The sequence below is a fragment of the Candidatus Kuenenia stuttgartiensis genome (genome assembly GCF_900232105.1).
Classification (GTDB): Bacteria; Planctomycetota; Brocadiia; order Brocadiales; family Brocadiaceae; genus Kuenenia; species Kuenenia stuttgartiensis_A.
The window spans coordinates 2,009,530-2,035,109 of record NZ_LT934425.1 but is presented as its reverse complement, the minus strand read 5'-3'; the positions used below and the strand labels follow the sequence as shown (position 1 = coordinate 2,035,109).

Annotated in this window: 15 protein-coding genes and 1 pseudogene; 8 read left to right on the top strand and 8 right to left on the bottom strand. The window is 43.8% G+C overall.

The window, feature by feature from the left end:
• Positions 1-240: 240 nt before the first annotated feature.
• From KSMBR1_RS09320 to KSMBR1_RS09300, 5 genes are all read right to left on the bottom strand, one after another.
• Positions 241-2,625 carry an EAL domain-containing protein gene (locus KSMBR1_RS09320; RefSeq protein ID WP_164994384.1) on the bottom strand — a complete coding sequence of 795 codons (2,385 nt, stop codon included), beginning with the start codon at positions 2,623-2,625 and terminating at the stop codon, positions 241-243.
• 639 nt (positions 2,626-3,264) lie between these two features.
• Positions 3,265-4,290: an ABC transporter substrate-binding protein gene (locus KSMBR1_RS09315; protein WP_099325080.1), complete on the bottom strand. Its 1,026-nt coding sequence runs from the start codon at positions 4,288-4,290 to the stop codon at positions 3,265-3,267.
• Positions 4,291-4,304: 14 nt separating this feature from the next.
• Positions 4,305-6,521 carry a TonB-dependent receptor plug domain-containing protein gene (locus tag KSMBR1_RS09310; RefSeq protein WP_164994385.1) on the bottom strand — a complete coding sequence of 739 codons (2,217 nt, stop codon included), beginning with the start codon at positions 6,519-6,521 and terminating at the stop codon, positions 4,305-4,307.
• A 480-nt stretch (positions 6,522-7,001) separates the two neighbouring features.
• Positions 7,002-10,700 carry a mechanosensitive ion channel family protein gene (locus KSMBR1_RS09305; RefSeq protein WP_099325078.1) on the bottom strand — a complete coding sequence of 1,233 codons (3,699 nt, stop codon included), beginning with the start codon at positions 10,698-10,700 and terminating at the stop codon, positions 7,002-7,004.
• A 210-nt stretch (positions 10,701-10,910) separates the two neighbouring features.
• Positions 10,911-11,687 carry a hypothetical protein gene (locus tag KSMBR1_RS09300; RefSeq protein WP_099325077.1) on the bottom strand — a complete coding sequence of 259 codons (777 nt, stop codon included), beginning with the start codon at positions 11,685-11,687 and terminating at the stop codon, positions 10,911-10,913.
• A gap of 538 nt (positions 11,688-12,225) precedes the next feature.
• Here KSMBR1_RS09300 and KSMBR1_RS09295 point away from each other — a divergent pair.
• From KSMBR1_RS09295 to argC, 8 genes are all read left to right on the top strand, one after another.
• Positions 12,226-12,933, top strand: a complete 708-nt coding sequence (locus tag KSMBR1_RS09295; protein WP_157820503.1) for a carbohydrate ABC transporter permease — start codon at positions 12,226-12,228, stop codon at positions 12,931-12,933.
• Positions 12,930-14,009, top strand: coding sequence for an ABC transporter ATP-binding protein (locus KSMBR1_RS09290; protein WP_099325075.1), 1,080 nt, complete (start codon positions 12,930-12,932; stop codon positions 14,007-14,009). The genes KSMBR1_RS09295 and KSMBR1_RS09290 overlap by 4 nt, the downstream gene beginning before the upstream one ends.
• A gap of 100 nt (positions 14,010-14,109) precedes the next feature.
• Entirely contained in the window at positions 14,110-14,370 is a 261-nt protein-coding gene (locus KSMBR1_RS09285; RefSeq protein WP_099325074.1) for a type II toxin-antitoxin system HicA family toxin, read from the top strand.
• The gene (locus KSMBR1_RS09280) at positions 14,367-14,705 is read left to right on the top strand and encodes a type II toxin-antitoxin system HicB family antitoxin (RefSeq protein WP_099325073.1); all 339 of its coding nucleotides are present in this window, start codon (positions 14,367-14,369) and stop codon (positions 14,703-14,705) included. The genes KSMBR1_RS09285 and KSMBR1_RS09280 overlap by 4 nt, the downstream gene beginning before the upstream one ends.
• 524 nt (positions 14,706-15,229) lie before the next feature.
• Positions 15,230-16,867 carry a chaperonin GroEL gene (gene groL / locus KSMBR1_RS09275; protein WP_099327020.1) on the top strand — a complete coding sequence of 546 codons (1,638 nt, stop codon included), beginning with the start codon at positions 15,230-15,232 and terminating at the stop codon, positions 16,865-16,867.
• 194 nt (positions 16,868-17,061) lie between these two features.
• Complete coding sequence (locus KSMBR1_RS09265) at positions 17,062-17,514, top strand: Hsp20/alpha crystallin family protein (RefSeq protein WP_099325071.1); 453 nt, start codon at positions 17,062-17,064, stop codon at positions 17,512-17,514.
• 38 nt (positions 17,515-17,552) lie between these two features.
• Positions 17,553-19,970: an endopeptidase La gene (gene lon, locus KSMBR1_RS09260; protein WP_099325070.1), complete on the top strand. Its 2,418-nt coding sequence runs from the start codon at positions 17,553-17,555 to the stop codon at positions 19,968-19,970.
• Between the two features lie 174 nt (positions 19,971-20,144).
• A complete protein-coding gene (argC, locus tag KSMBR1_RS22445) occupies positions 20,145-21,176 on the top strand; it encodes an N-acetyl-gamma-glutamyl-phosphate reductase (RefSeq protein ID WP_099325069.1) in 1,032 nt (343 codons plus the stop codon).
• A gap of 44 nt (positions 21,177-21,220) precedes the next feature.
• Here argC and hsdR read toward each other — a convergent pair.
• The 3 genes and pseudogenes from hsdR to KSMBR1_RS09240 all read right to left on the bottom strand — a co-directional run.
• Positions 21,221-23,193: pseudogene (gene hsdR / locus KSMBR1_RS23380) on the bottom strand (EcoAI/FtnUII family type I restriction enzme subunit R); the annotation flags it as partial.
• The gene (locus tag KSMBR1_RS09245) at positions 23,190-24,626 is read right to left on the bottom strand and encodes an RNA-binding domain-containing protein (RefSeq protein ID WP_099325068.1); all 1,437 of its coding nucleotides are present in this window, start codon (positions 24,624-24,626) and stop codon (positions 23,190-23,192) included. The gene KSMBR1_RS09245 and the pseudogene hsdR, both read right to left, overlap by 4 nt.
• Complete coding sequence (locus KSMBR1_RS09240) at positions 24,623-25,504, bottom strand: Fic family protein (RefSeq protein WP_099325067.1); 882 nt, start codon at positions 25,502-25,504, stop codon at positions 24,623-24,625. The genes KSMBR1_RS09245 and KSMBR1_RS09240 overlap by 4 nt, the downstream gene beginning before the upstream one ends.
• Between the last annotated feature and the right edge of the window lie 76 nt (positions 25,505-25,580).

Below are 25,580 nucleotides of genomic sequence, written 5' to 3'. Positions count from 1 at the left end.
CATGATTGTGGATAAAAAATACTAAACACGAAGCACGAAATACGAGACAAATTCCAAAATACAAAATCCCAATGAAACAACACCGGAAGTTTGGAGCATTGGGTTTTTGGTCATTTGAATTTGTTTCGTATTTCGATATTCGTATTTCGAATTTGGTTGCAGCCCGTAGAGACATGGCATGTCATGTCTCTACGAGCTCCCAAATGTACCAGTTTAACATTTCCCCCCCCAGTGTGTGGGTTAGGAGGAGGTTTTAAAAATTTCAGAGGCGGAAAGTGCCTTGCTGAAAAAGTGTCCCTGCCCGTAGACAACTCCAATCTCCTTAAGCAAGGAAATGGTCTGTTTGTTTTCTACAAATTCAGCTATAATTTTTTTCTCCAGTCCGTTTCCGATATCAGCAATTGCCTTTACAAAACATTGATCTGTCGGATTGTCTGGCAGGTTGCGAATAAAACCTCCGTCAATCTTCAGAAAATCTACCGGAAGATGCTTGAGGTAAGTAAACGAACAAAATCCGATTCCAAAATCATCAAGCGCAAACCGGAAACCCTGGTTGCAAAGGTCATTCATAAAGTACCGGGCGTACTCTATATTTTCCACGACGGCGCTTTCCGTAACCTCAAATGTTATGTATCTCGCATCCGCCTGCGATGCGGACAACTCCTCTTTAATAAAAGAAAGCATTCCCGAATCGGTAATTGCCTTACCGGAGAGGTTGATTTCGAGCACTGCTTTTTTCTCCTGCATATTATATCTGACAAAAAGCCGGAAGGCGTTGCGCACTACCCAGCGATCAATATCAAGAATGGAGCCGTGTCTCTCGGCATAGGGGAGAAATTCGGCAGGTGGTATCAATTCTCCATTCTCGCCGACCATTCGCAACAATGCTTCGTAGCCGAATACAGCGTTACTCCGCAAATCTACTATAGGTTGTAGGTATATTTCAAAATCATCTTTTCCCAAAGCACTACGAATTCGCTTGTCCCACAAAAACCTGGATTCGATATTCTGTTTCTGTTCAAGGGAAAATATGCAGCACTGGTTCTTGCCCGCCTCTTTTGCGCCATACATGGCCATATCCGCGCAGGCAAGGAGCGCATCAGCTTCAAGGCTGTGATCGGGGAAAAGCGCTATCCCCAGGCTTGTTGTAATATTATGTCCGCGTTCATTCAACACCCGGAAATGTTTCTGCGCTGACTGTGTTATTTGTTCTGCAAAAGACCGGGCGTGATCAACGTTTGTATTGGGCAAAATAACGGCAAATTCATCGCCGCCAAGCCTGGCAATTATGTCGTTCGGGCGTACACGTTCTTTTAAGAGTATTGCAAACTCGACCAGTATTTCATCGCCCACCTTATGGCCAAGCGTATCATTAATATATTTAAAATTATCAATATCAAGAAACAACAACGCCCCACCCGTGTTGTATCGTTTGCTGTATCCAAGCCAATATTCCAGTTCCACCTGAAACCGGCGCCGATTAAAGAGGTTGGTAAGGGGGTCGTGTTCCGCCATGACGACCAGCATCTCCTCAAACTTCTTTCTTTCGGTAATATCCTCTATGACTCCGATAAAGTTTATAATGTATCCGTCATCGCCCCGCACTGCAGAAATGGTTACCTGTGCAAAAAATTGTTCACCATCTTTTCTGCTATTAACCAATTCCTTTCGCCATATTTCACCGGAAAGCACCATTGTAATAATATTTTCGTGTCTTTCGTCGGACATATTGAATAAGAGCAGGTCAAATAATTTATTCCCCAGGGCTTCTTCCCGTGCATAGCCTGTGACCTCCGTAAACTTGGGATTAACATGCTCTATAGCGCAGGCAACATCGGTAATGACAATTGCCGTGAAACTCTGTTCCACGGCCTGGGACAATTTCAGAAGCTGTTCCTTTGCCCGTTTATGATCGGCGATTTCGGCGGTTAGATGGTTGTGTGAGTTTCTCAGTGCATCAGTCATCTGATTGAAATTATCGCACAATTGCCCTATTTCATCATTATGGGAAGCGTGTACCTTACGGTCAAGATTTCCTCCGGCTATCTCCAGGGTAACATTCGTCAGATGCTGCAAAGGAGACACGATATATTTTGTCAAAAGCAGCATAATGCCGAGACCTCCAAAAACAATGCCGATACCTACCGGCATAATGCTGTATATGATAACACTGCGTATTTTTTCATCTAACCTGTGGGTGGATAACAGCACCTGCACGAACCCTTTCGGCATATTTTTCCTGTTGACCGATTCTTCGCTTAGTATCTGCTCCGCAAGGCCCTCGCCTGAAAATACCTGCCTTTCGCGGATAGGGGTAAAATATTCATAGAATCTTTTCCCGGATACGGTGATTACCCTGTAGTCTGTATCAGAGGTATCGTCCTGATGGTTCCTCCCGGGGATTTCGTTTGTTTCAATATCCAGCCACGTCGCTTTGTCTTCAAAGAGCTTTTCCCTGTCATTTGAAATGCTGATGTAGCACACGACGTTTTCCCTGTCAAATTCCTTTATCCTTCTTACCGGTGACGCAAAGAGCAATGGCTGTTCATATTCCAGGGCATATCGTATTTCATTATCCCTGCTAAACAAATTAACCAGTGTCTCTCCAAAATACCTCAGTTCCACGCGGTATCTCTTTTTTGAGTAAAAAAAGAATGACATGCAACTGAGGGCATCAATGATAATGATGATTCCGCTTATAAATAAGATGAGTTTTATCCGAATGCTCATTTTTGTAACAATTTAGTTTTTTGAAAAATCAGTAACACTTTAATATTTTGAAACCGTAGGGGCGAAGCATTTGCGTGTTTGGGCATGAACGCATTATACCAGTTATAGCAAATACTTCGCCCCTATACCGTGCGGCAAACATTCCCGGCGGGTTCAGGTTGCAAACCAATGTCATTAAGTTAAGCAAACGGCCGCAAAAGTCCCCCTTAATAAAGGGGAAAAAAGGGGGGGGTTGTTTTTGATCAAATAATTCATAGCACCTTAGTTATTTGAAAAATCCAAGGGGACATAAAAAACAATGTAGCCCCTTTAGAGGCGGTCTGTTTGTAGCACAATAAAATTCAACAGGTAAATAGCTCCGCAGGAGCGGCCTGTATATGATTGACAGGAAGACAGGCCGCTCCTGATTATAGAGACAGGTTTCAAACCTGTCTCTACGATCTGTTATGATATCCTATCTACAAACAGGTTGCTACTACGGAGCTTATCGGTAATACGCTTTTTTTAAAAACCAAAGTGTTACTCATTTTTAGATTACTTGTATATCACCACGTCGGGTAATGAAAAAAACTGCGATATATCTATTTTCAGCATTTCCGCTGTCCTGGCATTGATCGTGATTGTCAATTTTTCCGGTTTCATACAGCGCGGCGAATTTTGTGAGGGGTCATGCAATAACTCCTGCGCCATTTTTGCCGCCTGTTCACCCATCGAATAATAATCCGGGGAGATAGAGACCAGCGCACCGGTCCTGACAAGCGCACTCGAAGTACAAAATATGGGCAGGCGGTTTTCCGTTACCGCATCCTGAAATATGCCGATTGACTCCTTTGAAATCACGGTATCGTCCGGCACTACCCACAAAACGTCAATTTTCTTACGGAAATCGTCAAGCGCGGGTTTGATGGCATTTCCGGAAGTAACCTTTCTGGTAATAAACTTGTAGCCGTGCCTGCCGTCTAAAGACGTTAGTTCTGACACAATCTTTTCGGTTTTTGCCGGGTCATATATTATCCCGATCGTTTTTTGCGACTGAAACATCTTATTCACTACAGCAAATTGTTCTTCGAAAGGCACGCTGGAAGAGATGCCGTAGATATTTTCGCCGCTCAAATCCAGCAGTTCATGATTAATAACGGCGCAAAACAGCAGGGGTATATTGCTGATGTGTTTTCTTGCGAGCGTTGTTGCAAGGACTCCTATGGTGATGATGATATCCGGCTCAGGTTTGAGTTCCTGTATAATTTGGATGTCCCGTTTTCCTTCTTCAATGTCTCCTTTTAAATCGTACGTTGCCATGAGAGATATACCGTAATGACGGCACTGCTTTTTAAAACCTTTGGCAACGTCATTATATGCCGGAATATCCAGGCTTTTCACGATAACGGCGCGGTATCCGCTCCCATTTGCATTTGGAATAGCCCCTAACATTACGGCAGCAAACAATGCCAGAAAAAAAACGAAAACGGGTGCTATCTGCTTTGAAATGTTGCCAATAAAGGCGATTGAAAGGTGCGATGCGGCGTGAACCAATTCCTGTCCCTGTGTATGCATACCCATCCGGTTCCCTGGAGCTAAAATTGATAACTTAATCCAATAAAAAACGACCTCCCGGGACGGGGAAGGTCGCTTGACATGGATGCAGTCCCCGGGTCATTGTAATCCTTGTCGAGCAGGTTAAACACCGTGCCCTGTATTTCCATCGTCCTGAAAAATTCCTTGCCAATTACGGAAAGATTCAGCAATGCATATGAAGGCATGTCATCCCTTGCGTCATCAGCCTCCCTCGACCGCCTTCCACTGACAAATGTGTTTACGTTGGTGTTTATATATTTCCAGTAACGCACGTTTACCCCAAAGTTGCCCTTGTGCCGGGCGACGTATGGCAAATCGTTGCCGTTGTCATCATTAGGATCCTGAAACGAATAATTCATAAACAGGTAGTTGCCTCCGCCAATATCCACATTCGTTTCCATTTCGACTCCATGCACGTGCCCGTCTCCATAATTTTCGTAACGTAAGGTGGTGCTGCCGGGAGTTAACGGCCGCTTGACGATAAAGTCCTGTATATCGTTGTAAAAATAATTTAAACCGCCCGTAACATATTTGTTAAATCTATAACTCAATCCCGCTTCATAGGTCTTGATAATTTCAGGGTCGAGGTCTTCGTTTCCCTGAAGTGCCGGATTGTTTTGGATGTACATTTCCATAAAATCCGGCGCGCGGAATGCCTCTCCGTACAGGAGTTTCAGCGAGGCGTTTTTCATAAACGCCCAGGTCAGGCCGGTGCGTGGACTGGTTGCCCCGCCAAAATCGCTGTACTGGTCATGGCGCACCCCCAGCGTTAAGTTCAGGGTGTCTGTCAAGTCCCAGGTATCCTGTAAATATACGGACAATATCCGGCGGGTCGCCTCTTTCAGATACGGGTAGGTATCTGAAAGATTTTGTACTGCGTCAAAGACTTCGTAGGTTGCAGGATTAAAGTTGCTTTGATAGCGGACGTTTCCCTGATTCACCCAACGATATTCCAGTCCTACGGTGAGGATGTTTTTATCAAATAACTCATAATCAAAGGGCACTTCCGCCCCTGCTATCCTTTCAATCTCACTGCCAATGCCAATAAAACCATCAGGAAATGATACCGTGGTGTCGTAGACGCCGTCCTTGTTTGTGTCAAAGGCGAGTACCGAGCCTTCCGGGTATGCTTCAATTTCAGGCCTGATATCGAATTGGTCATAATAAATTCTTGGCTTTATGGTAAGTCCCCCGTCAAAAATCTTTTTGTATCCTATTTCGCCGAAAACATAATTGTTTTCTATATCGGAATCATTGCTCAACACGTATTGGGGACCGACAAAGGTTTCCCTGTTTTTATTGTTATACCATCCATGAAACCACAGGTTATCGTACTCAACTTTGAGATTCATTGCGAATTCCTGCCGTTTATCATGCACATTTCCAGGCGTATTTGATGCCGAAGTGCCAAAAACTTCATCGAGCGTTGTCTGCACGTCTCTCTCTAACGTACCGCTAAAACCATCCGTTGACCGGTAATGAAGCATGCCGGAGATGTCAACCTTCCCGTATTTCTTGCCGAATATAACATTCTCCTCGTATGTGTTAAAACTCCCGTAGCCGCTGCTTATTCTGGCGCCGTCGATATCGCCTGCATCCTTAGTGATGATATTGATGACGGCCAGGAATGCATTTTCTCCGTACACTGCGGATCCAGGCCCTCGAATAATTTCTATCTTCTTTATATTTTGCACCGGGAAGTCATCAAAAGCGTTAAAGGAACTCCCCTTCAGGGGACTGTTTACAAAGTGTCCATCAAGCATCAGCCTTACCTTGTTTGCGGCCTCAAGGCCACGCACAGCCGGCACCACGTCGCCAAAATCAGGCAACTTAAGGATTTCAAATCCAGGCACGGTCCTTAAGATTTCCGCAAAGGTGCGGTAGCCCAGGTGTTTGATTTCTTCAGCCGTTATTACGGTAACAATTCCCGGCGCCTTGCTCACGGGTGTTTCATGTCTCGTGGCAATGGCTACCCCTTCGCTTTCAAGCCAGAGAACTTCAGAGGAATGCATATCTAATACCGAAGTATCAATACCACCGTTGGATGTTTGAGAAACCGGTTTTTGAGGCGTTTCCCACTGATGTGCCGTTTCCGTACCGGCAGCAAAAAGTGTCCCGGAAATGCCTGCAAGAAGAAAGATGAAAAACAGAAACGCCGCGATAATGTTTCCACATTCGTTTTTTTCAAAATTACGATTCATATTTGATTCTTTCAAATTCTCCGCCTACTTCCGAATGGTGTGATGTGAGAAGAGAGGTGTAAAGTAGAGATGACAGGAAAATGCTTTTTCAATCTGCGGTAGCATTAAACCAAAAATGAGTAAGATTTCAAATATTTTTATTCTTGTAGTTAAATTGAACATCAGAAAATATACAACAGTTTAGCCTTTTGAAACTGGAAATTGTCATTTGTATTGCGACGAACCGCATCGCACGACAGACGACTATCCATCAACCTTTTGTTTTTAATGCTGGTTTTTCAAAATGCAGAACTGTAAAGAATGGATTAGATGGGGCTTACGTAAAGTTTGTAGCATTGGGTTTTTTATCATTTGAATTTGTTTTGTATTTCGAATTTGGTTGCGGCCAGAGGCCGCGCCGGGAACTTAGTGGACTTAGATATCGGATGAGGAACGAGTCGTAACCGTTTATAGCAGATGCTTCGCCTCTACGCATTGAAATTCCTTAGCATTCCATCAGGTATTCTGCGGTTTTTCCTGTGTTTCTTCCCGTTTGTTGTTTTCATGCACCGTGTTGCTGCCGGGGAATGGCACATAGGAACGAATATGAATATCTCTTTGGGGAAATGCAATTTCTATTTTATTTTTGCGAAATACTTCATCGATGCTAAAACGCATCTCGCTCATGGCAAACCATCGTTTTCCGGGGTCATCCGCCCAATAGAATAATTTAAAGACAAGCGAGCTATCGCCAAAATCATCAAACCGTACATAAGGTTCAGGGAATTTCTTTACATTCTGATTTTGTGCGGCAATTTCTAAGAGGCATTTTTTTACGAGGGCGACATCAGACCCATAAGCAACCCCCACCTGAACACTGCCCCGCATCACGGAATCAGGCAATGACCAATTTGTCACCCTGCCTTCAACGAACTTTGAGTTGGGTATGGTTAAAACAAAATTGTCCGGGGTGATCATTGTGGTGCTTCGGGTGCTGATTTTTTCAATAGTGCCTAATGTCCCGTCGTCAAGGATTACCACGTCGCCCACACGCATTGGTCGTTCAAGTAAAAGTATGATACCGCTGACAAAATTACTTATGATGTTTTGCATGCCGAATCCGATCCCGATGCCAAATGCGCCGGCAAAGAAGGCAAGGCTGCGTAAAGGTATTCCCGCCAGATTGAACCCGATAAGCACGGCGATGGCTACGATAAAATATCGGATAAGGTTGGAGAACGAATGCTTAAGCCCTCGTTCCATTCCCAGCCTGGAAAACACCCTTTCTTCCATCAATTTTTTTATATAACGCGCAAGGAAGAAAAACGCAACCAATACGAGTATTGCAAAGATAATTCTCAGCGGCGTTGTGTACCTTCCCTCCTGCATTACGAAACGGTACAACAGGCCATTGCCAATGCTCCTGAAAATTATGCCTACCTGTGCAAAAATCTTCTGAATAAGATAGGGCGCGGCGGGAGAATCCACTGCATCCCGGAAGGTTCCCATCCATATCCGTACAATAACTATCGCACAAACAATGGAGGCGACGTAGTTTAATGAGATACCGTAAGCCGCAGTCGCCGCATTAAATTTCTTTTCTTCGGGGGTGTTCTTTTCTATTTTTCTCGCCGCAAAAAGTCTTTCTCTCATTCTGCTTATCCGGTAAAGCAGGAATTTCGCTATCCATAGAGCGATAATTGCGGCAACTATACTTTTTATACATGTTTTCAGCAGTACATACGTCAATATAGGATATCCCAGACTGCGTATCGCAAAAAGAGAGACGACAAACACCACAAACACCGGGTAAATAATGCCAATAATACGCTGAATGAGCCTTCCCAACTGGCTGTTCTTTCCAGGCAACAATTTGAAAAACAGGGATTTTTGGGTTGCAAGCCACAAAAGCAGGAGCAGCATTCCTATTCGATAGATGAACCAGAACAGGTCAATAACGTCTCTTTTGTACTGAAATACGGTAAGTACCGTAATAAAAGACAAGGAAATGAGGGAAAAGAGCAAAATGATGCTTAATGACTTGTAAATATGCTTTGGTGATATGTAGGCGAGTGAAACAACGAGTTTCCTGTGTCCCTTTTCCGGACCGAAAGACTCCACAAGAAAACCTTTCAGCGCCGTATAAAGAGAAATATATAATAGTATATACATCGCTGAAGTTGTTGACGGTATTTTTACAGGGAATAACGCGCGTATCAATATGCAAAGGACCGCCACCCAGAGCACAGTAATACTCTTATCCAGTATTACAAGCAGGCTGGGGAGCAACCGCGATTTAAAATAGGTAAAGGTTATTGATTCATGCAACTGTTGCAGGGTGTCTGTGCTCCATCGGCGTATATACCGGTTGGAAAAATAAAATAATGCTATGAGTGACGCCAATCCAAGGCATCTTAACCAGAAACGAACCGTATTTTTCTCAAGAGTAATATATGCCGCTGCGTTTTTCATATGGCTCTTTGCTGTTTCAAGAAGAGCATGAATACCTGAAGGAAGGTTTATAACATCAAGGTAAATTACGTCAAAGGTTTGGGTGGTTATCTGCACTTCATCCCTTTTCCATATGTTTGCCGCTTTCATCTGTTGTAATTTTTCTTTGACATTTGAAAGCACTGACATGCCATATTCCCTTATTTCCAGACGTTCATATAAAATATTTACTCTTTCCAGAACAAGAGAGAACTGTTCTTCCTGCGCCTTGATTCTTTGTTCCACATGATTAATTGCCTGCTGCGCCAATTCCTTATCGGCAAAAGAGGAAACTTCCTTTTTAATATTTGACATCTCTTCGCTGGAAAGGGCAAGTTTATCAGAAAGGAGTTTCTTCACCTGATCTAAGGAAACAATAAGGCTTTTTACTGAATTGACCGCCTCTGAATAACGCTTTTCCTCCGCAGCGACCTTCTTTTCCATTTCCTCGATATCTTTTGCCGTGGCGCCCTTACTCAGAAAAACGCCAATGTCTGCCTGTAATTTTTTAAGTTCGGTACGCCCTTTATATCGCTGTGCGCCTTCCGTAATAAGTGCGTCCTTCATTTTTGCCACCATACCGTTCTGTTTGTAGACTTCCGCCTCTAATTCCAGCACCCTCTTTTTTTCTGGGGAGGTGGTTATCATTTGCTCCTGAACAATTTCTTCTCCTTTCTTAGCAGCCTCCTGTATGGTTTTTTCCGTCTCTGCCCGGGTGACCTCCGCAGCCTTTTTTGTAACTTCTTCAACCTTTTTTGCGTACGCCAGCTCTTCCTGTTTTCTTTTCAATTCTTCTGTTTTCTGCTTTTCCTCCAAAAGGCCGGCTTTTTCTGCCAATAACTCCGCGTTGAATTCTGCAGACTTTAGCGCCTGAATTGCTTCATCATATTGAATTTTTGCTATCGTCAGTCTTTTTTTTAATATTGAAATCCATAGATTGCTTACCTCCTTTTGCCAGAACAAAACATTGTTTATCTTTTCCTGCACCAGACTTTCCAATTTACTGCCGGCAGTATCCGCCTTCAATGACTCCAGCACCTTAACAAGCCCTTGCATGATAACGGGCGCTTTAAGCCTGTAATCCTCCAATTCTTTTGTAGCAATGGCAATTAATGATTCTTTTTCTTTCATGCTTGCCTGCGCCGCTTTGATATATCCCTTTGCAATCTCAGCTTCCTGTCTGACAAGCGCCGCCTGGTCGGCAGGGGTTGCTGCAATTGTTTCATTTAACTTTAACGCCGAGGTTAATAATGAAACGTAATTTGCATATGTCTTTACCTGATGCTGAAGTGCTGCGATGAGATCCTCGCACTCTTCTAATTGCTCATTGCCCGCGTCAATTTTTTCTTTTAGGATGCCGATCTCTTTGTCTAACAATTCCAAATATTTCACATGCGGTTCTTCTGCCGGATAGGTATTTTTTTCTTCCGTTAATTTTTTAAGGTAGGAAGATGTTGATTCCCGATCGCTTTGCAATTTCAAAATTGCCGTTTCATTTTCAGCAATAGTCTTTTCTGCGCTGACCTTTATTTCTTCGAGTCTATTTTTCGCCTTTTCAAGATCTTCGTTTTTTATTGTCGTACGCTGTCCCGCTAGTTTAATCTCATCTGCTTTTTTCTCAACGGCAACGGTTTGGTCCTGTGCCTGTATACACAGTGACGTCCACAGCAAACACATTGCTACGCATACAACAACTTTAATGATGTACTTTTTTAAGGTTTTCAACTGAAAAATACCTCCTATGGTTACGTTAGGCTAAGGTTTGAAAAGCCAAAAACCCAACGGCATTCATTTTTACCCACCTCCGACCCCTCTCAAGAGGGGAATTTTATAAGTCCTCTCTTGGGAGGGGATTGAGGGGTGGGTTTGTTCATTATTTAACTGAAAATATTGAAATTCCTAAACATAAAACTATGGGTTCAGGTTGTAAACCTGTCATCCCTTAAATTCAATTTTATGAAACAATTTAGAGGCGCGATGATGCAGCATTATGCAGCCTATGGAATATAATAGTATAAGAATCGTCAGCCAATCTAAAAAAGGGGCAACTACATGCAGATCATAATAAGTAACAAATCCCAGCAAACCCGTCGCAAAAAGATTCCTTATAAAGAAAAAAGTATAGAACAACAGGGCAATAGCCGTATTTGCGAATACATATTTACAATATACATAAACAAAGATAAAGGGGTAACAGATTTGGAGAAGACAGCTTACGATGCCTAAAATATTTGAAATAGCATTGCCTTCAACAAAGACCACGTCGATTCCCGTTGACAATACATATTTCGAAAAAAGATATACTCCAAAACCTGCCACGGTTACCAAAAAAAAGTTTTTTACCCATCGGTAACACGCTTCTAAATGTTTGACCGCTTTAATGTACTGCGCATCCATTTTATTATTATTGCGGATTGTGACGTTGAGCGCATTTCTTACGTTATAGGACGTAAAAAAAAGGTACGCGATAGTAAGGGTAATTATGGTTGCTGCATCTCCGGCTATATCGGGGGGGCTTGGGGTATGTATATCATACCTGTTTGCGGGGTCATCCGCCTGGATAATATTAAAAAAGATAAATGCGTTTAGGGTATTTTCCGTAAAAAAACGCAGATTAATACCGATGAAGTTTGTGAAGGCGCTTAACCCCAAATCCTTTATTGCTAAATTAAGTATTGTGTACTTGTTATTAATTCCTTGCAACCTGAGCACCTGTTTCTTATCAAAGATATGCGATTTTTAATGATTACAACATGTTTCCATTTTTGGTTATCGGAAAACTGTTGCAAATATTAATGAATCGATTATAAAGTACACACTAGGGCTTTTCAATAGAAAGTATCTGCCAGACACCCTTTACACTGTTCAAATGCCGTCTTTTTTTCTTCTCATAAATATGCGTATTGTATATAATTTTACCTTCCTTGTGTCTTATAACGGTCACGATTAAGGCCCAAAAAACCCGATTACGTATCTTTATTTTTATAGGTAACATTTTAGTTTTTGAAAAATTCCAATAATCGCAAAGCAGGGGCGAGGCACTTGCCGTAAATTGTCATAAATGTGCTCATGCCCAAACGGGCAAGTGCCTCGCCCCTGCTTTCTTAAATGTGTAGGCAAGGCGGATAACATCCTTTATAAAATGCGAAAAAGATGCCTTTTTTTTCTATTTACCCTCATGGCGGTCTGTTGGAGCATAGGCCCGTTTGCATGGATTGTATTAACCTCCTTCAAACCCCCTTCAGAGATTATGCAATTGCCTCCCGTTTTCCCTGAAACGTATGTCCTTGACTCTTACAAAAACGTCCTCTTTAAAAGCCATTTCCCGTATTATTTGTTCAATAGTTTCATGGTCTCGCTTTCTACCGTATGCGTAGCCATACCATGTGCATTGCTCGCCGCCTACAGTGTTTCGCGTTTTTCGTTCAGAGGGAAAACGGCGATATTGTTTATGATTGTTGTTTTGTTTACCCTTCCGTCGATCTGTCTTGTTGCCGCCCTGTATAAACTTTTTTACACCCTGGGGTGGATAAATTTACCCGTTTCGCTTATTTGTGCCTACAGCGCCCACAACTTTCCATTGGCGCTATTTCTTATGATAAAATATATTGATAAAATACCCATCGAAATGGATAACGCCTCTCTCATTGACGGCTGTACCCATTTTCAGGCGCTTAGGTACGTTATTGCGCCAATTGCATTGCCGGGGCTGATTTCCACAGCAATTCTAACCTTTATTTTTTGCTGGAATGAGTTTCTGTTTGCCCTTACTTTTACCCTTGACGAATCCTCCAGGCTCGCTTCTGTAGGCATTGCCCTGTTCCAGGGCACATATGAGGTTCCGTGGGGAGATATTGCCGCAGCTTCAGTGATTGTTACCGTTCCGCTCCTTATTTTTTTACTTGCCTTTCAAAGGTATATCGTACAGGGCATTATTTCCGGAGCGGTGAAAGAATGAGAATTCACTTAAGAAATATTACAAAATATTACAAACACACCGCTGCGGTGAATTGCCTGAACATGGAGATACAAGACGGTGAATTCCTTGTAGTACTCGGATCGAGCGGGAGCGGAAAGACCACGACATTAAATATGATCGCGGGGCTGGAGACTCCCTCTTCGGGAGATATTTATTTTAATGATAACCTTGTAAATACTGTGCCTCCCGGCAAAAGGGACATTGCCCTGGTGTTTCAGAACTATGCCTTATATCCGCATATGAAAATATTTGACAATATTGCATTTCCTCTCAGGATACGAAAGGCAAAGGATCTAAATGAAAACGTGGAAAATACCGCCAGGATGCTGGGAATAAACAACTTATTGCAAAAGTATCCAAAAGAACTTTCCGGCGGCGAAAAACAGCGGGTTGCACTGGCAAGGGCGCTCGTGAGAAATCCGCAGGTATTTTTAATGGACGAACCTTTGAGCAACCTTGACGCACGCCTAAGAATTTCAGCGAGGGGGGAATTAAAAAAACTTCAAAAACAACGGAATGTTACCACCGTCTACGTTACCCATGATCAAACCGAGGCGCTCACACTGGGAGACCGGATTGCTGTTATGGATAAGGGGCATCTGCAACAGATAGGGACTCCTTATGAAATATACAATGCGCCTCAAAACACCTTCATCGCTGGGTTTGTTGGCGCTCCGGCCATGAATTTTGCAGAGGTGCGGCTAATCACGGCAAGTTCTTTTGCCTTAGGGGAAACAATCCTTGAATCCCCGGTTCCCCCGGCAAATACGCCGCAGGTTATTCTGGGGATACGTCCTGAAAAATTGCAATGCGTTTCGCCGGATTTTAAAAACGCCATTAAAAGCATTGTGGAACATATTGAATACCTTGGGCATGAATCAGTATGCCATGTGAGGATCTCCCCGGATATACTTTGGTCAGTAAAAAATACCGAATCAACGGTCTCGGCTGGCGACCTTGTTGGCCTGGCATTTTCCCCGGATGCGGTTCATTGGTTCGACCAGTCAACAGGAATGAGAATCCTAGACAGATCTGTTAATACCATGCATACGTGAATATCTTTTTCAAAAAATTAAAGTGCTACGCAATAAGAGAAAACAGGAATAGCAACTATATTACAGTTGCACATTTTTATTTTGCTGTTATATTTATAGCATGAGTAAGGCTGAGAAATTATTGAGGCGTTTCTTATCAAAGCCAAAGGATTTCACCTATGATGATCTTAAAAGTCTTCTGGCTGGATTTGGTTATGAAAAGGCAAAGTCAGGCAAAACTACCGGGTCGGGGGTAACCTTTATTAATCCGGAAACAAGGCATATTATAAGATTGCATAAACCACATCCGGGAGTTGAGCTTAAGAGATATCAATTGGATTATATAGAAGAAGCATTAAGAAATAAGGGGTTAATACAATGAAGGATGTTTTAACGTACAAAGGTTTCACGGGAACTGTGCATTTCAGCGCAGAGGATAAAGTTTTTCATGGGAAAATCGAGGGTATAGATGACCTTGTAATCTTTGAGGGTCATAGTGTAGAAGAACTAGTAAAGGCATTTCACAATGCGGCGGATGATTATGCTGCTCTTTGCAGAGAAATGGGTAAAGTGCCTATAAAGTCATATAGGGGAAGTTTTAATGTTCGTATACCGCCAGAGATGCACAGAAAAGCAGCCGAGAGAGCTATTCAAAAAGGCTTGTCATTAAATCAGCTTGTTCAAACAGCAATAGAGAAAGAATTGGTACATAATTGATCACCTGAAAATAGAGGGACACTCCCTGATTAATTCTTAAAATACATGAAGTGTCCTATCCCGACCCAACTTTGGGCGATGGACGAAGGACGAACATCGTCCATCATCTATCATCCGTCGTCCATCATTAGAATGGAAAGTACTTACAGCAGGCAATCGGCAAATTGTAGACTGTGGATTGCCGACTGCCGACTGTTTTTGCCGGTAGGTTTCGTGCAAAGCCTGCTCGTCCGCCGAATACCATTCGCCTACCATGTAATACTGTCATATTGACACATCTAAAAGGGTGGTTTTAAGCAAAGCACTGCCACAATGGCATACTTTTGTTTATGTAATCCGTAAAGATTTTTTTGTGCAAAAAACTTTTCACATATCCTATTGTGATTAAATAAGTTAATTTGCAGGGGAAAAAGAAGTCAACTGAGGGGTGGCAGGCATTGTTCGGCATACTGTTTGCTCCGTTAATTCAGCCGTTAAAAGATTTATTAAAGTCAGCAGTACATACATTTGGAGGAAACTTTGTTATGTCGGCAAAAAAAATTATTTATGATCACGACGCGCTGGAGGCAATCAAGATTGGCGTAAAACAATTAGCAGATGCGGTAAAGGTAACGTTGGGACCGAGGGGACGTAATGTTATTATTCAAAAAAGTTTTGGTTCGCCAACGATTACGAAGGACGGGGTAACTGTTGCGAAAGAAATAGACTTGCCCGACCACATGCAAAACATCGGTGCGCAAATGGTAAAGTCCGTTGCCGCAAAAACGAGCGATGTTGCCGGTGACGGAACAACCACAGCTACGGTGCTTGCAGAGGCAATATTTGTAGAAGGGCTTAAGAATGTTACTGCTGGAGCCAACGTAATGGCGTTGAAGCGCGGCATAGACAAGGCCGTTCAGTGTGTAGTGGACAAGCTGCGGCAGATGAGTATTCCGGTAAAGGGAAGAAAAGAGGTTGAGCAGATTGCCACGGTAGCCTCTAATTACGATGCTGAAATCGGTAAAATTATCGCCGACGCTATGGATAAGGTCGGCAAAGATGGCGTGATTACGGTAGAGGAAGGCAAAAGTTTGCAAACTGAAGCGAAATGGATTGAAGGATTGCAGTTTGACAAAGGATATCTCTCTCCTTATTTCGTCACGAATCCTAACACGATGCAATGTGTTCTGGAAGACCCTTACCTGCTTATTCATGAGAAAAAGATAACCACCACCAAGATGCTGGTGCCGATATTGGAGAAAATTTCTCAAACAGGCAAACCTCTTTTGATTATTGCCGAAGAGATAGAAGGCGAAGCCTTGACCTTGCTTGTTGTGAACAAGCTTCGTGGGTCGCTGAAATGCGCTGCAGTTAAGGCGCCGGGTTTTGGTGATAAACGCAAGGCGATGCTGGAAGACATCGCTGTCCTTACCGGCGGCCAGGCTGTTTTTGAAGATTTGGGTATTAACCTTGAAACGTTAGAATTAAGCGACCTTGGCCGCGCAAAGAAGATAGAAATCGACAAGGAAAATACAATCATCATCGAGGGCGCCGGTGAAAGCAAAAAAATCAAGGATCGTATTGAACAGATAAAAAGGGAAATCTCGACTACCACATCGGATTACGACAGGGAAAAGCTTCAGGAGAGGCTTGCCAAGATGGCTGGCGGCGTGGTAATGATCAATGTAGGCGCGGCAACGGAAAGTGAAATGAAGGAAAAGAAGGCGCGTGTTGAAGATGCACTCCATGCAACCCGAGCTGCCGTTGAAGAAGGCATCCTTCCCGGCGGAGGCGTATCACTTCTCAGGTCTATTTCCCCCCTGAATGATCTTGCCCTTACAGGCGATGAAAAAATAGGCGTTGATATCCTTCAGAGGGCTTTAAGGGCGCCATTAAGACAAATCGCAGCGAATGCAGGGGTTAGCGCTGCAATTGTCGTACAGAATGTTGAAAATGCGAAAGGAAATGAAGGCTATGATGCGGGGGCAAACCGGTATTGCAATATGGTGAGCGAAGGCATCATTGATCCGACGAAAGTGGTGAGAACCGCACTGCAAAATGCAGCGAGCGTTTCCACTTTGCTGCTTACAACAGACGCCATAATAGGCAAGATACCGGAGAAAAAGAAGACCCCTCCAATGCCTCCTGGCGGCGGCTATGGTGGTTATGGAGATATGTATTAATTTTTTTACGTTTTTACCGCCATCACAAAAAACCCCGCTTTTGCGGGGTTTTTTATTTCGGCAGAATTTGGCGCTAATGCCAGTTTTATCATTATTTCTTTGCAGATGCTTATGCTGCAAATTCTCTTGTACTTGAAAATGAAAATTGTTATATTGACATCGTTTTCCTTTTGACCTGGAGGTTTCATTCTAAAATGATTTCAAATGATAACGACACTTATTACAAAGCCGATGCAAAACAAAATAAGATAGAACAAATCTTAAGCGAATTTTTTTCTTTTGCCGGGAAAGAATATTCTTTCGATTCAATGTCTCCCTGGAAACCCCAGGCAGATATTTACGAAACACCTGAAGACATTATTGTAAAAATGGCCATTCCTGGCACTAAACCGCACAATGTGCAGGTTTCTTTTTCAAAAGACACCCTTACGATAACTGGTCACAGAACTGACGACTCACCTCACGAAAAGATATGTTTCTATCAGGTAGAAATCAGGTATGGATATTTTGAAAGAGCATTTTATATGCCCAAACCAGTTGATACAAATAATATAAAAGCCTCATACAAGGAAGGTTTTTTACAAATAATCCTGCCAAAAATTCAGCAAAAAGAGCCGGAAGCATTTGCCATAAAAATTAACCTTTAACCATTCCCTGTATTGCCGGAGAGGAAACAATACACAACATGACAAATAGCGAAAATAATAACCATGGCGAAGACCAGGAGCATCCTGTACTTACGGTTGAAGAAGAAGTACAGGACAAAATAGAAAGAATAAAAATACCACATGAAACCCCTGTGCTTCCAGTGAAAGACACCGTTGTATTCCCGGGAATGGTCGCGGCGTTAAGCGTTTATACCGATAGGGATATTAAACTCCTGAACGATGTTTTAGCCGGGAACCGATTCCTGACCCTGACCGCGCAGAAAGATAAAGATATTAAAGTGCTAAAACAATCCGATATCTATGAGTGCGCCACGGCGGCTGTCGTTCTTCAAATGCTGCGCATGCCCGATAATTCTGCAAAAATGCTTGTCCAGGGACTTCGCAGGGTAAAAATCGGGGAATACGTTCAATCCGATCCTTATTTTAAAGCAAAAATCAGCGCTATCGAAGATATCATTGAAGACGATAGAGAGACAGAGGCACTGGCAAGAAATGCGGCGGACCAATTTGCGCACATGATCTCCATGATGCCATCACTGCCCGAAGAATTGAAGATAGCTGTCGTTAATATTGAAAATCCCAGCCGTTTAGCGGATCTTATTACTTCGCATTTAAATGTTAGCGTGGCGGAAAAACAAAAGGTGCTTGAACTGGCAAACGTAAAATTGCGTTTGCAAAAAGTTACTACACTGATTGCCAGCGAATTGGAAGTCCTGGAAATGGCTACAAAAATCCAGTCTCAGGTAAGGAACGAAATGGAAAAGGGACAGAAGGAATATTATCTGAGGCAGCAGCTAAAGGCGATTCAGGATGAACTGGGCGAAGGCGACGAACGTTCAATGGAGATAAAAGAATTAAAGGAAAAAATCGAAAATGCCAAAATGCCTGCCGAAGCAAAAAAAGAGGCCGAACGAGAGCTTGAACGGCTTGCAAAAATGCATTCTGCTTCGGCGGAATATACGGTTTCAAGGACATACCTGGATCTGTTGATTGCCCTTCCATGGTCGGTTTCTACAAAAGACCAACTGGATATTAAAACGGCAAGCACAATATTGGATGAAGATCACTACGATTTAGAAAAATTAAAGGAACGGATCCTTGAATATCTTGCGGTAAGGAAACTCAAGGATGATATGAAGGGGCCGATCTTGTGCTTTGTCGGACCGCCCGGCACAGGGAAAACCTCTGTTGGGATGTCAATTGCACGTTCGATGGGCAGGAAATTTGTCCGTATGTCCCTGGGCGGAGTAAGAGACGAGGCGGAGATAAGGGGTCACAGGCGCACATATATCGGTGCATTGCCGGGCAGGATCATACAGGGACTGAAAAAGGCGGAATCAAACAATCCGGTATTCATGCTGGACGAAATTGACAAACTTGGCGCTGATTTCCGCGGAGACCCCTCAGCCGCCTTGCTGGAAGTGCTTGACCCTGAACAAAACCATGCCTTTTCCGACCATTATCTCGACGTAGCGTTTGACCTTTCAAATGTAATGTTTATCACCACCGCAAACATATTAGATACGGTACCGCCTGCACTGAAAGATCGTATGGAGGTGTTGGAACTTTCAGGATATACTGCGGAAGAAAAAATATCCATCGTGAAAAAATTCATCCTTCCCAAGCAGCTAAAAGCCCACGGCCTCAAGGAGGAGCAGCTAACGATTACAGACGATGCAATAAAGATGGTAATCACTGATTACACACGGGAGGCAGGATTGAGAAACCTGGAGCGTGAAATCGCACACCTTTGCAGGAAAACGGCGAAGAAAATCGCTTCCGGAGAAGAGACGTCGGTAACCATAAATGCGGAACAATTAAATACGCTTCTAGGGCCAATCAAGTTTTTCTCTGAGGCGGCGGAACGAACCACTGACGCCGGAGTTGCCACCGGTCTCGCGTGGACGCAGGCCGGCGGAGACATACTTTTTATTGAGGCGACTTTTATGCCAGGCACTGGGAAACTCACCCTGACCGGATGTTTAGGGGATATTATGAAAGAATCTGCCCAGGCAGCAATGAGCTATATCAGGTCAAAACTCGAAAGCCTGAAGATTTCATTTAAGGATTTTGATAAATACGACTTTCACATTCATGTTCCTGCGGGAGCTATTCCAAAAGACGGACCTTCTGCCGGAGTAACAATGGCTATGGCGCTTATCTCACTTTTGAAAGGGACGCCAATCCTCTCTAATGTGGCAATGACGGGCGAAATCACGCTGCGCGGAAGGGTTCTACCCGTTGGAGGCATAAAAGAAAAGGTACTGGCAGCCAAGAGGGCAGGGATTACAACGGTTGTCTTACCGAAGAGAAATGAGAAAGATTTAACCGAAGTTCCTGAAAATGCAAAAAAAAGATTGAATTTCGCATTTGTAGAAAGGGTAGATGAAATGCTGCCAATTGTTTTCGGCGCAGAAGAGCCAAAAAAAGGATAAAGTTTATTAGCAGGATTTGAGGAAGTCTATTCTTTATGGAGCGAATAATACTTAAAAACAGGCATAGGCAATCTACAGTCCACAATCCACAATCCACAGTCAGCAATCGGCAGTTGGCGGTTGGCGGTTGACCAATGCCAATGACTGTTTTCGTTCTTGCAGGGAGATACAGCTATGTTAAACATTGGAATTATTGGTGCTACTGCTTACACCAGCCTTGAACTCATCAAAATCCTTCTTCGCCATCCGGAAGTGAAAATTTCCTTTCTCGGTGTGAGGAGAACAGACCGTCCTAAAATTTCCGATATATTTCCTTCATTGCAAGGTCAAATCGAATTGCCTTGCAATAGTATTCAGGAAAAAGAAGTCCCTGATAACCTGGATGTTGCCTTTATTACCCTGCCGCCCACGATTTCAATGAAATATGTGCCGCATTTTATTCAGAAAGGAATAAAGGCAATAGACTTCAGTGCTGATTACCGGTTTCAGGATAGCGCGTTGTATGAAAAATGGTATAAGGCCCGGCATACCGATAGCACCGGCATAACAAAAGCCGTCTACGGCCTGCCGGAGCTTTTTCGCGATAAAATTAAAAATACTCAATTAACGGCAAATCCTGGATGCTACACTACCGCAACCATACTGGCATTAGCGCCATTGCTTGCGAAAGGTCTTATAGAACCCGATGATATCATTGTGGATGCAAAGTCGGGCGTTTCCGGGAAAGGACGAGAAGCACGGGAAGACACACACTACTGCGAATGCAACGAAAATACCGAGGCATACGCTGTGGGCGGCCATCGCCACAGTCCTGAAATAGAACATATACTATCCACCCAAACCGGCAAATCCGTATCCATCCAGTTTGTTCCCCACCTCATCCCCATGAACAGAGGCATATTATGCACTATTTACTGCAACCCCAAAATAAGGACAGGCGCTTCAGCTCTGAACGATGAGGCAGCATTGAATATCTATAGGGAATTTTATCAAAAAGAACCCTTTATCCGCTTAAAAGAAAACAACACCCTGCCGAAAACAAAAGACGTAAGCCACACAAACTTCTGCGATATTGCGGTAAAGGTAACAGAAAAAAGGATAGTGATTCTTTCTGCCATCGATAATTTAATCAAGGGCGCCGCAGGCCAGGCAGTACAAAATATGAATGTAATGTGCGGATTTAAAGAAGAAACTGGATTGAAATAGATAAAATATACGTAATAGTTCGGAACAATTGACCTCTTTGAAACCGGCAGCTTTCCAAACATATTCTGTAAAAACTCTTCTGCAGAGATCGGCCTTCCCTCGGCGCTCCAAAATGAAGTGGCTATCATATGCTGAATTTCGCGCTCCTTACCATCGCGCAGTTTGATTTTTACCTTTTGTTTCCTGTTACAGATGCATGGGGCATTTCCACAAACAGAACAGGGTTCGGTCGGTTCTTTTATACAGATACAAGGCCGTTCACCACATTCCGGACAATGTCCCTGCGGTTTTTTTACACAGGTACACGGACTGTAGCCGCACTTAGGGCAGGAATCATCAACAACAGGCTCGCCATCCCATTCAGGGTCGGCAAAATGATGGTAGGCATCGACAAAATCATAGATTGTGAAAAACTCTTTCCCATCAAATAGCCGTGTGCCGCGCCCCACAATCTGCTTAAACTCGATCATAGAATCGACCGGACGCATGAGGATAATATTGCGGATATTACAGGCATCCACACCGGTAGATAGCTTTTGCGAGGTAGTCAGAATAGTCGGGATAGTCTTTTCATTATCCTGAAACTCGCGCAAATACTGTTTACCCATCGCGCCATCATTGGCGGTAACACGGGCGCAGTAATTTGGTTCCTTGCTCTTTTTGAATTGATTGACCAAATCGCGCACTGCCAGCGCATGGTCCTGGGTAGCGCAGAAAACAATAGCCTTTTCGTTCTGATTGATTTCCGAGAGAAATATTTGCACCCACCTGGCTTCGTGCTCTTTAATCTCGATAATCTTATTAAAGTCTGGTTCTGTGTAAATTTTGCCTTCTTCTATTTCACCTTCAATAATCTGATCATCCGAGGTATAAATATAATCGTCCAGCGTGGTCTTGATCCGCTTTACCTTGAACAGCGTCAGAAAGCCGTCGTTGATGCCCTCTTTGAGCGAATAGATATACACCGGCTCTCCGAAATATTTGTAGGTATCCGCATTATCTTCGCGTTTGGGCGTTGCGGCTAAACCAAGCTGAACCGCAGGAGAAAAGTATTCCATGATGCCGCGCCAGTTGCCTTCGTTGTTCGCCCCGCCGCGATGGCACTCGTCGATGATAATGAAATCAAAATAGTTTGGAGGATATTCGCCAAAACACCCTTCGACAGGTCGATGTGGTGAGCCTGCCGAAGGAGCCTGCCCTGAGCCTGTCGAACCCCCGCTCATGAAGGTCTGGAAGATGGTAAAGAAAATGCTGCCGTTGGTGGGCACACCGCCTTTTTTGCTGATTTCTTTAGGGTTAATCCGCACCAACGCATCTTCAGGGAAAACGGAAAATGCGTTAAACGCCTGATCCGCCAAAATATTTCTATCAGCCAAAAACAAAATCCGCGGCCTGCGCGAACCGTCGCGCTTTAAGTTCCAGCGAGTCTGAAACAGCTTCCACGCAATCTGAAAGACAATAAAGGTTTTTCCGGTACCTGTCGCCATGGTGAGCAAAATACGCTGTTTATCTTCGGCAATAGCGGCCATGGTATTGTTGACCGCGATTTCCTGGTAGTAGCGCACACTCTTCGTGCCGCCCACATCCTCAAACGGCACCTGATTAAACTTGTCCCGCCACCGATTTTGCGTGGCGAAGGTTTTATTCCAGAGTTCATCCGGTGCGGGAAAACCAGCAACCAAACCTTCTCCGCCGGTTTTCATGCAGATTTGATAAATCTCTTTACCGTTGCTGGCAAAGGTAGTATCCAATTTTAACTTTTCGGCGTAGTTCTTGGCCTGCGCCACCCTTTGCCCACGACAAACTCATCGCTCTTGGCTTCGACAACGGCCAGTTTGCGCCCCTGATACACCAGCACATAATCGGCAATCAACGGCTTGGCACGCCCGCCGCCGGTCTGGATTTTGCCGGCAGTGATATTGTATTCACGCAATATTTTTGACCCGTCCACCACGCCCCGGCCGCTTTCTTTGAGCTTCGGGTCAATCAGTTCCGCTCTGGTTTCCGCTTCGTTCATAGGTTCTCTCGTTTCTTTGCAGAGTAATACTTCTGTTTCGGGCTTGTCAGTTTATCGGGTATAGTCGGGTGCAGCAAGCCCTTATCAAGAAGCGGCTGTAAGATTTCTAAACGAAAATGTTTTCTGTCTTTGTAACCGGTAAACTCCTGTATTTCCTCTCTTGTTCTTGGGTTAAGACAGTAATTCATTATTTTTTTTGTCCGTTCGTCTTCCCCTGTAGCTTGGGGGGTAGCTTGAGGGGTAGCTTCCCCGGTAAGCGGCAGGATGAATTTGAAAATATCCTGTTCTATGAGTTGCGGATCGTGGCCGCAATAGGCCTTGCAATACTTAAACAGATTCCTAACACCAGACCCAAGCTCATCCGCCCGTCCAATTTCCCTGAATAATCGCGCAATAGAAGGATTTTTTGGATAGGGCGTAAAATGTGACGGATCAATCATGCCATACCCGTGAGGTTTATTGCTGTTCTCCGTGAAAAGTTTTTCTCTATCAATGACGAACTTCGCTGGAAACGCATTGGCATACTCGCGGTGGATAAGGATATTGCTGATTACTTCCCGTAAAATATGGCCGCGCAGGCTTATCCTCTGGCCATTTTCCAGATAAAACGGATCGTTCAGATGTTTCTCTCCAAATCGTAGCAGGCGGTCATAACTTTCGATGAGATTCGTGCGGATATCGTCACGGTCGTCATAACGGTCGATGTTGTCCCGTCTCAGAATGGCATCGATTCTGAAATGCGGCACTACCGATAGAATGGTCTCGTCTTTTCCAAAGAGCAGTATTGCGGCAAGCGTAAAACCGTCTTTCCCGGTTTGAAAATCCTTCCTATACAACTGAACGCTTCTCAAAAGGTCAAGGTCACTCATAGCGCCCCATGGGTGGTTTTCCGACTGGAGCAAAGCCATTTTTCGAACTCTTGCTATAACATCAGGCCGCAGATCGGCAAGTTCAGTATATGGGTAAATAGTGTTTTCTGAGTAGCCGATCTGCTTTCGCAGGTAAAGTGCGGATACAAGGTTGTGGTTGTCCGTGATATTGAAATCACCGTCTTCATTCCGGTCGTATATTTTCCCGTTACAGCGGTGAACCTGGGAGCTTTCGGGGATGTAAATGGAGAGAATGGTTTTCCCGTCGATTACGGCCTCATCCATTGAGAGATAAAACGACGGGCTGATTTTCTGTGGATTATTGACGGCTGTCGTAAAATCATTTTTGATCTGGTGGAGGCACTCAGGGACTATACCGGTTATCACGCCGTCATCTCTAACGCCAAGCAGAAGCTCGCCGCCGAAGCGGTTCAGGAAGGCGCACACCGTCTCGTAAATATCTTTGTTGAGGGCGGTATTACACTCCTTGAACTCAACGGTCAACCCTTTGCCCTGCTTGATAATGGCTTTTATCTTTGAATAGGGGTGTTCCGCTTCGTTCATGGTTTGTAATCTCCAATCTTCCAAACGCCTTTTTCAAAAAAGGCTTCTATAGTTTGGCGATGTGCTTTATTTATCAAATTAGAGTGCGATACTTTATGCTTTTTTGCATATTCAGCAAGCGTCATAATGTGTGCTCCTTCCAGATACGCAAGTCTCTTGTGATAACTATTCGTAAGCGCTTTGCCGACTATTTCCTCCATGATTTTGGCAGTGCCTTTTTCGTCAAACTCCTTAAACGCCTCGTAATACATCTTCCTGTCAATGAATTTAATATTCATCGGCACAAAGCCTTCCCGTATAAGCAAATAGTTATTTATTACCCTTCCGATACGGCCATTGCCATCAACAAACGGGTGGGTGTGTTCAAAGGTAAGATGCAGCCGCGCAATACGTTTTATAATATTTTCATGGCTGGCGGCGTTATATCCGGCAAGCATTTTTTCCAATCTTCCTGCCACTTCTTTTGGGTCTGGCGCTATGTGGTTTGCAACCCTGACCCACTCACCGTCCTTGCGAAATCTGCCGGCGATATCATCCCTGATATTCGCTATAAGCATCTTGTGAAGCGATAGCATAACCTCAAGGGTAAGCTCTTGTTCTTTGGCCTTGATATTGATGTAAGAAACTACCCGTGCGAGATTTTTTGCTTCAAAGATTTCTCTTTCCGTGATGTATCTGTCTAAATGTATCTGCAAAAGGATTTTTTCAGTTTCTTCAAGGGTGAGGGTGCTGTTCTCGATGGCGTTAGAGTTATACACCTGCTCGGCAACCTCCGCTTCGCTCAATAAATCCAAAAGCGATTGTTTACCGACCGCCGCAACATAATACCGCTCTCTCAAGCGATTGATTGAATTAAAAACATGTAAGATTTTTGCCATAGCTACAGTATAAAATCTTTCACTCTTTTGTCAACATAATCGTGAAAATCTAAGAAAAAACAGCCAATTTCACGGT

Bases quoted from the DNA above. Each gene is read 5' to 3' on its own strand.
- lon (WP_099325070.1), top strand. From the start codon at position 17,553: ATGACAAATAGCGAAAATAATAACCATGGCGAAGACCAGGAGCATCCT.
- KSMBR1_RS09285 (WP_099325074.1), top strand. From the start codon at position 14,110: ATGAGTAAGGCTGAGAAATTATTGAGGCGTTTCTTATCAAAGCCAAAG.
- KSMBR1_RS09315 (WP_099325080.1), bottom strand. From the start codon at position 4,290: ATGGGTATGCATACACAGGGACAGGAATTGGTTCACGCCGCATCGCAC.
- KSMBR1_RS09245 (WP_099325068.1), bottom strand. From the start codon at position 24,626: ATGAACGAAGCGGAACACCCCTATTCAAAGATAAAAGCCATTATCAAG.
- KSMBR1_RS09280 (WP_099325073.1), top strand. From the start codon at position 14,367: ATGAAGGATGTTTTAACGTACAAAGGTTTCACGGGAACTGTGCATTTC.
- KSMBR1_RS09240 (WP_099325067.1), bottom strand. From the start codon at position 25,504: ATGGCAAAAATCTTACATGTTTTTAATTCAATCAATCGCTTGAGAGAG.
- KSMBR1_RS09290 (WP_099325075.1), top strand. From the start codon at position 12,930: ATGAGAATTCACTTAAGAAATATTACAAAATATTACAAACACACCGCT.
- KSMBR1_RS09265 (WP_099325071.1), top strand. From the start codon at position 17,062: ATGATTTCAAATGATAACGACACTTATTACAAAGCCGATGCAAAACAA.
- KSMBR1_RS09295 (WP_157820503.1), top strand. From the start codon at position 12,226: ATGCAATTGCCTCCCGTTTTCCCTGAAACGTATGTCCTTGACTCTTAC.
- groL (WP_099327020.1), top strand. From the start codon at position 15,230: ATGTCGGCAAAAAAAATTATTTATGATCACGACGCGCTGGAGGCAATC.
- argC (WP_099325069.1), top strand. From the start codon at position 20,145: ATGTTAAACATTGGAATTATTGGTGCTACTGCTTACACCAGCCTTGAA.